14 protein-coding genes are annotated in these 11,063 nt (G+C 33.8%); all 14 read right to left on the reverse strand.

From position 1 onward, the window contains the following. Positions 1–15 precede the first annotated feature (15 nt). The 14 genes from ACEN2K_RS01435 to ACEN2K_RS01500 all read right to left on the reverse strand — a co-directional run bounded on the left by ACEN2K_RS01435 (position 16) and on the right by ACEN2K_RS01500 (position 11,057). Positions 16–1,026 (reverse strand): sugar phosphate nucleotidyltransferase, encoded by a 1,011-nt coding sequence (locus ACEN2K_RS01435; RefSeq protein WP_441757527.1) that lies wholly within the window; start codon positions 1,024–1,026, stop codon positions 16–18. An 88-nt stretch (positions 1,027–1,114) separates the two neighbouring features. Continuing rightward, complete coding sequence (gene dut / locus ACEN2K_RS01440; RefSeq protein WP_441757528.1) at positions 1,115–1,549, reverse strand: dUTP diphosphatase; 435 nt, start codon at positions 1,547–1,549, stop codon at positions 1,115–1,117. 111 nt (positions 1,550–1,660) lie between these two features. Beyond that, the gene (locus ACEN2K_RS01445; protein ID WP_441757529.1) at positions 1,661–3,127 is read right to left on the reverse strand and encodes a lipopolysaccharide biosynthesis protein; all 1,467 of its coding nucleotides are present in this window, start codon (positions 3,125–3,127) and stop codon (positions 1,661–1,663) included. A 72-nt stretch (positions 3,128–3,199) separates the two neighbouring features. After that, positions 3,200–3,655 carry a hypothetical protein gene (locus ACEN2K_RS01450; RefSeq protein WP_441757530.1) on the reverse strand — a complete coding sequence of 152 codons (456 nt, stop codon included), beginning with the start codon at positions 3,653–3,655 and terminating at the stop codon, positions 3,200–3,202. 9 nt (positions 3,656–3,664) lie between these two features. Then, positions 3,665–4,069, reverse strand: a complete 405-nt coding sequence (locus ACEN2K_RS01455) for a GNAT family N-acetyltransferase (protein ID WP_441757531.1) — start codon at positions 4,067–4,069, stop codon at positions 3,665–3,667. 160 nt (positions 4,070–4,229) lie between these two features. Then, positions 4,230–4,670: a DUF547 domain-containing protein gene (locus ACEN2K_RS01460; RefSeq protein ID WP_441757532.1), complete on the reverse strand. Its 441-nt coding sequence runs from the start codon at positions 4,668–4,670 to the stop codon at positions 4,230–4,232. Positions 4,671–4,869: 199 nt separating this feature from the next. Next, positions 4,870–5,730 carry an ATP synthase F1 subunit gamma gene (gene atpG / locus ACEN2K_RS01465; RefSeq protein ID WP_441757533.1) on the reverse strand — a complete coding sequence of 287 codons (861 nt, stop codon included), beginning with the start codon at positions 5,728–5,730 and terminating at the stop codon, positions 4,870–4,872. 100 nt (positions 5,731–5,830) lie between these two features. Further along, positions 5,831–7,408, reverse strand: a complete 1,578-nt coding sequence (gene atpA, locus ACEN2K_RS01470) for a F0F1 ATP synthase subunit alpha (RefSeq protein ID WP_441757534.1) — start codon at positions 7,406–7,408, stop codon at positions 5,831–5,833. Between the two features lie 38 nt (positions 7,409–7,446). Next, positions 7,447–7,980 carry an ATP synthase F1 subunit delta gene (gene atpH / locus ACEN2K_RS01475; protein WP_441757535.1) on the reverse strand — a complete coding sequence of 178 codons (534 nt, stop codon included), beginning with the start codon at positions 7,978–7,980 and terminating at the stop codon, positions 7,447–7,449. Positions 7,981–7,984: 4 nt separating this feature from the next. Then, positions 7,985–8,476, reverse strand: coding sequence for a F0F1 ATP synthase subunit B (locus tag ACEN2K_RS01480; protein ID WP_441757536.1), 492 nt, complete (start codon positions 8,474–8,476; stop codon positions 7,985–7,987). 79 nt (positions 8,477–8,555) lie between these two features. After that, the gene (atpE, locus tag ACEN2K_RS01485) at positions 8,556–8,756 is read right to left on the reverse strand and encodes an ATP synthase F0 subunit C (RefSeq protein WP_031453874.1); all 201 of its coding nucleotides are present in this window, start codon (positions 8,754–8,756) and stop codon (positions 8,556–8,558) included. A 40-nt stretch (positions 8,757–8,796) separates the two neighbouring features. Then, positions 8,797–9,936 carry a F0F1 ATP synthase subunit A gene (gene atpB / locus ACEN2K_RS01490; RefSeq protein WP_441757537.1) on the reverse strand — a complete coding sequence of 380 codons (1,140 nt, stop codon included), beginning with the start codon at positions 9,934–9,936 and terminating at the stop codon, positions 8,797–8,799. A gap of 520 nt (positions 9,937–10,456) precedes the next feature. Continuing rightward, positions 10,457–10,681: an AtpZ/AtpI family protein gene (locus tag ACEN2K_RS01495; protein ID WP_441757538.1), complete on the reverse strand. Its 225-nt coding sequence runs from the start codon at positions 10,679–10,681 to the stop codon at positions 10,457–10,459. Continuing rightward, positions 10,650–11,057, reverse strand: coding sequence for a bactofilin family protein (locus ACEN2K_RS01500; RefSeq protein WP_441757539.1), 408 nt, complete (start codon positions 11,055–11,057; stop codon positions 10,650–10,652). The genes ACEN2K_RS01495 and ACEN2K_RS01500 overlap by 32 nt, the downstream gene beginning before the upstream one ends. Between the last annotated feature and the right edge of the window lie 6 nt (positions 11,058–11,063).

An 11,063-nucleotide genomic window follows, 5' to 3' on the forward strand; every position in this document is an offset into this window, starting at 1 on the left:
TTTTAGCTAATTTGGCTACTCTAAAACGGAATAATCACCAATGCTAATTGCTGTAAAATCACCATTAAAAGTAGCATGATTTCCTATCATTGCATTGTCTAAATTTGCATTGCTGATATGCGCATGGGTTTGCACCAAACTGTTTTTGATTGTCGTACTAACCACATGGCATCCTTTTCCTAAAGAAACATTAGGACCCACAGTACTGTTTATTAACACTACATTTTCACCAATATAACATGGAGGTATAATCGTAGAATTATCTAATCTCACATTTGAAGCGACTAAATCTACCTGATCTTTGTGTAAAAAGTTCAGCATTCGTGAGTTGGTTTCAACAGTGACATTTTTATTACCACAGTCCATCCATTCGTCTACTTTTCCAGGAACAAACCGCATTCCTTTTTGTTTCAGATTTTCCAGTCCGTCTGTTAATTGGTATTCACCACCTTTAGTAACATTATTGTCCAGTAAGTATTGTAATTCAGTGCGTAAATCTTCTCCTTTTTTGAAATAATAGATTCCAATGATGGCTAAGTCTGAAACAAATTCTGCTGGTTTTTCAACAAAATCAACAATTTCATTTTTTTCATTTAATTGGACTACACCAAAAGCGCTTGGGTCTTCTACTTGTTTCACCCAAATTACACTATCAGCAGTAGTATCTAAGCTAAAATCAGCTCTAAAAAGAGTGTCAGCATAAGCCACAACAATAGGTCCATCCATGCTTTCTTTGGCACACATAATCGCATGACCCGTTCCTAAAGCTTCATTTTGATAATAGATTGTACCTCTAGCGCCTAGTTTCTCAGCAATGGCGATCAAATCATTCTCGACTGTTGTACCAAAATCTTTGTGAATGATAAACGCTATTTCTTCAATATTTTGACTGATAACGCCAGCAATATCTTCTACTAAACGATGTACAATAGGTTTTCCAGCAATAGGAATTAATGGTTTAGGAATGGTTAATGTATGTGGTCTAAGACGTGAACCACGTCCTGCCATAGGGATAATTATTTTCATGTTTTATTATTATTGAAAGATTAAATGACTGAAAGATTAAATGATTCTCTTCGAATTTTTAAATGTTTCAATCTTTAAATTATTGAATTTATTTTACTCCAGTACTACCAAAACCGCCAGCACCTCTAGAAGTTTCAGATAATTCTTGGACTTCAATCCAGTCTGCACGCTCGTGTTTAGCTATAACCAGTTGGGCTACACGCTCTCCATTTTTAATTTCAAAAACTTCAGCGGATAAATTTACTAAAATCACACCAATTTCGCCACGATAATCAGCATCGATCGTTCCTGGGGAATTAAGAACTGTGATTCCGTTTTTAAAGGCCAGTCCACTTCGTGGTCGCACTTGCGCTTCGTAACCTATAGGCAGTTCAATAAAAAGTCCTGTTTTTACAATAGTTCGCTCTAATGGTTGTAGGCTTATAGACTCTGTTAAATTAGCTCTTAAATCCATTCCTGCGGATGCTATGGTTTCATAGTTAGGCAAGGCATGTTGTGATTTATTGATGATGTGTATTTTCATTTTTACTCTTTTTGAATTTGTTAGCAGGATTTCTAGCCCTGATGGAAGCGGCATCCTTTTCTTGACTTTTTTAAGGAAAGAAAAGATATAGCGCACAGCAGGAAATGGCTCCTAACTATTATTACGCTTCACTATTTTTAAAAGTGTTTCTTTTTCGTTGTGATAAATAAAATAAAGGAATAATAGTAATAACGTGATTCCCACATAATAATTTTCTCTGAATCCATAAAAGGATATTGCCGAGAACAATATGGATAAGGAGAGATAGCCTCCAATTTTTTTTATATCATAAGGAATAGGGTAGTACCTGTTCCCTAAGTAGTAGGAGATAAGCATCATACTTCCATAAGCCGCTATGGTAGCTATGGCTGAACCATAGTAGCTCATTGAGGGGATAAGCAAATAGTTTAATACTAATGTGATTATGGCTCCAACTATAGAAATATAAGCTCCAATGTGCGTTTTGTCTATCAATTTATACCAAACGGAAAGGTTCGTGTAAATTCCTAAAAAGAAGTTGGCCAAAATAATCAAAGGCACCACTTTCATAGCCACCCAGTACGAACTGTCACGTATCATTAGTTGTTTGAACAAATCAGAAAAAACGATTACGGTTAACAGAATAAATGATCCAAAAATGACAAAATATTTGGTTACCATAGCGTAGGTTTGCGGCGCATTCTTATTAGAAGCATGACTAAAAAAGAACGGTTCAATACCTAAGGTGTATGCAGTTCTATACAAAACCATAAATAGTCCTAATTTATAGCAGGCAGAATAGACTCCTACTTCAGCTTCAGCTATATTGTCAGGCAGTAACTTACCTAATAATATTTTGTCAAATTGCTCATTGATGGCAAATGCGATTCCTGCAATCATGATGGGCATACCGTAGCGCATCATTTTTTTCCATAAACTAAAATCAAATTTCCATTTCAGAAACACATAGTTAGGTGATAGCGCTACAAAGGTTAGTAAACTCGCAATGATATTCGCTAAAAAGATATAGCCTATTTGAAAGTTATCAACGTATACAGAACTTAAGAAACCATCTGGATTGCTTTTGATAATTTGTGGGATATACAGTAAAAAAAGTACGCTCAAAATAAGGTTGACTAGTACGTTTCCTATTTTGATAGCTGCATAAACCATAGGTTTTTGAAACGCTCTCAGTTTTGAAAACGGAATAATAACTAAGGCATCCAAAGCTAGAATCCATATGGTATACCCAATGTACTGCGGATCAATTCCAGACCAGTCAGCTAAACTGCTGCGAAATAATAATGCAATAAAGAGAAAGAGGATGGTGGTCCAAAAAACAGAAACCGTGGCAGTTTCTACCACACTATCTTTATTAGTTTCTTTACTATAGAATCTAAAAAACGCCGTCTCCATTCCGTAGGCTAGAATGACATTAAAGAATATCATGTAGGCGAAGATGATGGATACTTTTCCATATTCAGCCTTGGGTAGTAAATCAGTGTAAAGTGGTACAAGTAAAAAGCTAAACATCCTTGGCATTACAGTGGCCAGTCCATATATAGCAGTTTGCTTAAAAAGGTTTTTATATAATCCCAAAATGGTCTTTAATTTATTTAAAAAACAAAAATAACTATTTCTTTTGTTTATTCATCAGCAGTTAGCTATTCATTACTGTTCCTTGATGTTTGTTATTTTATAGTATAAGGTTTTGTTGCTTAATTTGTATTGCAGCATTGCGTCATTAGGCAATAATTCAAATTTTGATTTTCTAATTTCTGGAGCTACATTGCCATATTCGTTTTTATGCTCGCCAGAGAGGATAAGATTAGAATCAATTTGAACGGGAGATATAGTAGCCCTATATAGTTTTGCATTTACCTTTTCGAATGTTGCTTCTTGTGTCCTAAAATAGATTTTTTCTAATTGTACATTTTCCTTCAAATCCTCCTGCAATGCGATGTAGAGCATTATTCTTTCTGAACTGCCATCGGTTCCTTTTTGTGTTTTTAAGTAAACAGAAGCTATTTCTTGTGGAAAATTCATTTGTACATCTCTTTTAATAGCGCAGCCCGAAATTCCTAATACAATACATAGTGTAAAAAGTAATTTTTTAAATAACTCCATTTTTTGATTTTAGGTTAGACCTTCTTCATTTAAAATTTTTACGAAATGAAATCCTTTGGGACCATAGCCTTGGTTGTAGTAAAAGCGATGTGCGGCAAAGTTAGTGGTAAACGCGTCTAGTACGATATTAGTACACGCTAAGTCAATGGCTTTTTGTTCCACATAGTCCGTTAATAATTTACCAATGCCTTTAGAGCGATGATCAGGATGGACGACAAAATTGTCAATTTCAAGGTATTTGCCACTCCATAGTTTTGTCGAAAACCAGCAGCCGGTGATACCCACACAAACGTTTTCATCAAATACAGCAATTTGAGTATAATTATGCGGAATCATTTCTTGTAGATAACTAGCATATTTTTCCTTCGATAGCTTTGGATATAGCTGTTGCATCACTCCAATTTGAGCAAGCATTTCTTCAATTGTGGTAAGTTCTTTAATTTTCAATGGTACGTTTTATAAACCATAAAATTAATCAAAAAATAGAGCAAGGCATAAATGACACAATTAAAGTTATCACAAATGCTGCTTTTTTATAAACGGAGTTGTTTGCTAATTCTTTTATTTTGTGATATTAGTGAGTACTATTATAATTTGATTTGTATAAAGAAGCTCTATTTAATTTTAATTGGATATTATAATCCACGTCATCAACGGCCAATCTTTTTATAAAATTAGAGGAAAACAAGGCATTAATGAGTTTTTGACTAATATTGCTTTTGTTCAATTTTAGTATCTTGTATTCAATATCATCTAAGGAAAGGATGTTACGCGCAATTTTGATTCGCTTGTATTTGAATGCGGCTTCTGTTTGAGAAGCTTCTTTGGCTATAATTATTGCAAAGGCATTGTAGATGTTCGTCCAAAAATGTTTTTTTAAATCATCTGAAGATAGAAAACCTTCTAATTTGTTTAATTTTAAGTAATGCAATTCTCTTCTTAGCTGTGCTGTGTCTAAGTTGTCTTGTGCATCTTTTAATATTTTTTCCGATAGTGCTATTAAATAATTTTCCATTGTTGCCCCACGCAATTGATTAATAAGTTCAAAAGTAAGATTTTAGTGGCAGCCGGGATTAGGTATAATTACCTGATTTATAATAAGGTTTGTAAAAGTGTAGTTAAATAATTCTTAAAAAAGTGACGGTTGGTTTTAAGTATAAAGCATAAAAAAACCCCGCAAAGCGAGGTTTTATATATTGTTGAATTAGTTGCTACTAACCATTTAAAGCTTCTGCACCACCTACGATCTCAAGTATTTCGTTAGTAATAGCAGCTTGACGTGCTTTATTGTAAGTTAATTTCAATTGATTTCTTAATTCAGTTGCATTATCAGTTGCTTTATGCATTGCAGTCATTCGGGCACCGTGCTCTGAAGCAAACGAGTCACGAATTCCTTTATACAATTGCATTTTTAATGATTTTGGAATCAAAGTCAAAACAATTTCTTCTTTAGATGGTTCAAAAAGATAGTCTCCAGTTGATACTGGTACATCTGATTTTATTGGAGCTAAAGGTAAGAACTGTTCTATTTGCACAATTTGAGTTGCTGCATTTTTAAATTGATTGTAAATCAATTCAATTTTGTCATATTCACCAGAAACAAATTTTTGAGTAAGCGTATCAGCGATTAAAGCAACATTATCAAAAGTTAGATTATCATAAATCGCACTTTGATTGTCAACTACAGGCAAAACTTTGCTTAAAACATCGTTTCCTTTTTTACCGATAGCAAAAATATCCACTTGCTTCCCTGCATAAAATGCTGCACGGTTTTTAGCTTCTTTAATTGCATTTGTATTAAATGCACCTGCCAAACCTCTATTTGAAGTTACCACAACGATTAATACTTTATTTACTTCACGTTGTGCCGTAAACTCTTCACCAGCATCACCTTCCAGTGTAGCAGAAAGATTTTGTAATAATTCTGTTAATTTTTCGGCATAAGGGCGCATTGCTGTAATTGCATCTTGTGCTTTTTTTAGCTTTGCTGCAGAAACCATTTTCATCGCAGATGTGATTTGCATCGTAGATGAAACGGAAGTAATTCTATTACGGATTTCCTTTAAATTTGCCATTTTTGTTTTAGTCTAATGTCATAAAGTTATAAAGTCTAAAGTCTGTAAAAAGCCAGTTAACTGACTTTAAGACTTTGGACTTTACAACTTTCGACTATTTTTAGTTATATTTTGCTGAAACTTCTTTAGCTACAGATTGAATTACATCAGTAATTTCATCTGTTAACTTACCTGCTTTTAAAGCATCTAATGTTGCTCTATGTTTGTTGTTTAAAAATTCTAAAAATTCTTTTTCAAATTCTTTTACTTTTTCAACAGGTACATTTTTCAATAAGTTTTTAGAACCAGCGTAGATAATTGCTACTTGGTCTTCAACTGTATAAGGATCGTTTAAACCTTGTTTTAAGATTTCAACGTTTCTTCTACCTTTTTCAATTACATTTAAAGTAACAGCATCTAAGTCTGAACCAAATTTAGCAAACGCTTCCAATTCACGGAATTGTGCTTGATCAAGTTTTAAAGTACCAGCTACTTTTTTCATTGATTTAATTTGTGCATTTCCTCCAACACGAGATACCGAGATACCTACGTTAATTGCTGGACGAACCCCCGAGTTAAACAAATCTCCATCCAAGAAAATTTGACCATCTGTAATCGAAATTACGTTTGTTGGGATGTATGCAGAAACGTCACCAGCTTGAGTTTCAATAATTGGTAAAGCTGTTAATGAACCACCACCTTTTACAATTCCTTTGATAGAATCTGGTAAATCATTCATGTTTTTAGCAATTCCGTCATCAGCGATCACTTTACAAGCTCTTTCTAATAATCTACTGTGTAGGTAGAAAACGTCTCCAGGATATGCTTCACGTCCCGGTGGTCTTCTTAATAAAAGAGAAACCTCACGGTAAGCTACTGCTTGTTTAGATAAATCATCATAAACAATTAAAGCTGGACGACCTGAATCTCTAAAGTATTCTCCAATTGCAGCACCTGCGAAAGGAGCATACACTTGCATTGGAGCAGGATCAGAAGCATTTGCAGCAACAATAACTGTATAAGCCATTGCACCTTTTTCTTCTAACATTTTAGCGATTCCTGCTACTGTCGAAGCTTTTTGCCCGATAGCAACATATATACAAAATACAGGTTTTCCTGCATCGTAAAATTCTTTTTGATTCAAGATAGTATCGATACAAACAGTTGATTTACCTGTTTGACGGTCACCAATAACTAGCTCACGTTGTCCACGACCTACTGGGATCATAGCATCTACTGCTTTTACTCCAGTTTGTAATGGCTCTGTTACTGGCTGACGAAAGATAACTCCAGGAGCTTTTCTTTCTAATGGCATTTCATATAAGTCTCCACCAATCGGTCCTTTTCCATCAATTGGAAAACCAAGTGTGTTTACTACACGTCCTACCATTTGCTCACCCACTTTAAGAGAAGCGATACGTTGTGTTCTTTTTGCTGTAGAACCTTCTTTGATTCCTGTTGATGGTCCTAAAAGTACCACACCAACATTGTCTTCTTCAAGATTCAATACAATAGCTTCAAGTCCGTTATCAAATTCAACTAACTCGCCATATTGCACATTTGAAAGCCCGTAAATACGAGCAATACCATCTCCAACTTGAAGTACCGTTCCTACTTCCTCTAGTGTAGCACCAGATTCAAAACCTTCTACTTGCTTTCTTAATATTGCTGAAATTTCAGCAGGTTTGATTTCCGCCATCTTAATTTATGATTTAGACACTTTAATGTGTAATAAAACTAGTTACTTAATTCTCTTTTTAAAACTTGTAATCTATTAGCAACAGAAGCATTGTACTCCTTATCACCAATTCTTAAAATAAACCCACCAATAATAGAAGGGTCTACTGTATTTACTATTGTAATTTTCTTATCAGAAAATTCTTTTATTTTTTCAGAAACTTTTGCTTCTAAAACGGAGTCTAATGGAGTAGCAGTAGTTACTTTAACTACTTGTATTCCATTATTTTCGTCAGATAGAAGAATATATTGAGAAACAATACCTCCTAAAATTTCGAATCTCTTGTTTTCTAATAACAAACGGAAAAGACTTTTAGTCAATCCTGTTGTATTTGCAAAAACTTCTGTCAAGGCACTTTCTTTTACAGTTACAGAAATCGTTGGGTTTTGAATAAAATTACTCAATTCCTCATTTCCATTGATTGTAGAAGAAATTAAAGACATGTCTTTATAAACTTCTTGCTCATTTCCTGCAGAAATGGCTAAGTCTAAGAATGCTTTTGCATAACGAATTGCTGCTCTAGTTCCTGACATAATTTTAGTTTAATTTTACGTCACCTAACATTTTCTCAACTAATTTAGTTTGAGCTTCTTTATTAGATAATTCGTCTTTCAATAATTTCTCTGCGATACTTAATGACAAAGTAGAAACCTGAGTTTTCAATTCAGCCATAGCTGCATTTTTCTCAGCTTCGATAGCAGCCTTTGCTTGCGCTATCAATCTTTCTCCTTGAGCTTGTGCTTCATTTTTAGAATCAGCAATCATTTTTTCTCTCATTTCACGAGCTTCTTTTAATAAAGCGTCACGTTCCATTCTTGCTTCTTGTAAGATGCGTTCATTGTCTGCAGTTAAATTCTGCATTTCTTGACGAGCTGATTCGGCTGAAGCCAAAGCATTATTTATCGATTCTTCACGACCTTTTACTGCTCCCAAAATTGGTTTCCAAGCAAATTTTCTTAAAAGAATAAAGAAAACAAAGAAAATGATCGTTGTCCAAAAAATTAAACTCTCCGGTGAAGTTAATTGCATAAACTTATATTTTTAAAAATTGTTTTTCTTTTTTAAAAATTTCCTGTAGCCAACCGCTACAGGAAATTTTAAATTTTAATTACTTCGCGATTAAAGCAACTACAACTGCGAAAAGCGCAACACCTTCAATAAGTGCAGCAGCGATAATCATAGCAGTTTGGATTTTTCCAGCAGCTTCTGGCTGACGAGCGATAGCATCCATTGCAGATCCACCAATTTTTCCAATTCCAAGACCTGCTCCGATTACTGCTAATCCAGCTCCAATTCCAGCTAATACCATAATAGTAAATTTATATAGTTAATAATTATTAAAACACATTTTAATGATGATCATGCTCTGCTACAGCTTGACCAATGAATAATGCTGTTAACAACGTGAAGACATAAGCCTGCAACGCAGCAACTAACATTTCTAATACACTCATGAACAATACGAATGCTCCTGATATAGGAGATACCGCTACTGTATCGAATATAAAAATTAATGAAATTAAACTCAAGATGATGATGTGACCTGCAGTGATATTTGCAAATAAACGAATCATCAATGCAAAAGGTTTAGTTAACATCCCAATGATTTCAACAGGAATCATAATTGGGTATAACGCCTTTGGTACTGGAGGAGTTAAAATATGTTTCCAGTAATCTTTGTTTCCACTGAAAGTAGTTACAACGAAAGTAATAAATGCCAATACAAAAGTAAAGTAGATATTTCCTGTTAAGTTAGAACTAAATGGAAAGAAAGGAATTAATCCAATAAGGTTGTTGATCCAAATAAAGAAAAATATAGTTAAAAGATACGGCATGTAATTAGCGTACTTTTTGATACCAATGTTAGGAATAGCAATTTCGTCTCTAACGAAAGTTACTAAAGGCTCCAAGAAACCAGCAAGTCCTTTTGGCGCTAATTGGTTTTTCTTGTAAGAACGTGCTACTGCAAAAAACAATAAGAACATAACGATTGCCGACATGAACATAGAAAATACGTTCTTAGTGATTGAAAAGTCTAATGGTCTTGCATCAAAAGCAAAAGCTCCGTTTTCTCTATCTTCTTGTGATAATGTTTCATATTTATCAGCGTAAAAAATTACTTCATTGAAACGAACTAATTTTTGACCGTTTACATCAATAACGTGTTCTCCAGAGTTATCATGGTGAAATGCTTCTGATGAGAATACTTCTAATCCATTATCTGTCCATAAAATTATAGGCAAATAAAGAGAAATAGGGTGTCCATCCCAATCAGCAATGTGAAATTCATGAGAATCACCAATGTGATCATTGATTAATTCTGTAGCATTAAACTCTTTTTTCTCGGGTGCAGCATGTGCTCCATGCTCTGCAACAGACTCATTAACAACAGAAAGACTGTCAACCGCTGGATTTGCAAATCCAAAGTAAGGGATACTGGCTACTAAAGCAACTAATAAGAACTGAACAGGTTTATTTGAAAATACCATTATTAAATTGTGTGTCTAATTTTACGTTTCAAAATTTTTTGCAAAGGTACATAATTTATTCACAATTGAAAATATATCATTTAGTTTTTAAAAGCTATATTTCAATTTATGAACGTTAAATGCGATAAATATAGAATTTAATGCTTGTTTATTAGCTTAATCGCAAAAAAAGTTTCAAAAAACAAGTATAAAAAATACGGAATAAAAAAGGCTCCTACATCTGGAATCTGGTTCTGAAGGTCAGATTGTAACAGTGGAATTAGGAAAACAACTGCTGCCATCATTTTTATTAAACTGATTCCCATAAACGCAAAACCAGTTTTATCTGGAAAGGTTTTATTTACAAAAACTAAAAATAAAAACGATAAAATAGTTATTATAAAATGAAAGAGATAAATACTCCAGGTGGAGTAGAAAAAATAATCGGGTTCAAAATAACTATTTACAATAAAGTTTTGGGTAAAAAACAGGATAATTGTAAATGGTATGAGGTATTTTAGAAAATGGTAAAACTGTTGCATTATTCTTCTTTATTTAGATTTTTGACCTGCCTTATAATGTTGTATAATGATATAAAGACAGATAATAGTGATAATATTATGGTAAAGACAGAGGAATTGGTGTATTTTTCATCGAGCCACATACCTAAATAAGTAAAGCTAAAAATGATGATTCCCATTTGAAAAGGGATGTTCATCATGGCCAGCCATTTACTAGTTGATTTTTTGTTGGGTTTCTTTTCCATCAGTAAGCATAAGGTTTTTTAAATTGTCTTTCATAATGCAGGATGCACTAAAATCAGCACCTGGTTCTACAGATAGTTTTCCTACTGTTACTTCACCATGAATACTGGCCTTAGACTTCACATTGAGTACTTCAGTAACTTTAATCGTGCCATTGAATCTACCTTCAATATCAGCGTTGTTGCAGATGATGTCTCCTACTACACTGCCTGTTGATCCAATCACTAATTTAGCAGTAGATGTAAAATTACCTATTAGCTCCCCATCTAATCTAAAATCAGCTTTAGTATCGATATCGCCTTTAATACTAGTGCCTTCTACAATCCTGTTAGTTTTTCCTAAAAGATCAGTGTACGGACTTGTTTTTTTATTAAACATGTTTCA

It is taken from the genome of Flavobacterium sp. W21_SRS_FM3 (assembly GCF_052113625.1).
Taxonomy (GTDB): domain Bacteria; phylum Bacteroidota; class Bacteroidia; order Flavobacteriales; family Flavobacteriaceae; genus Flavobacterium.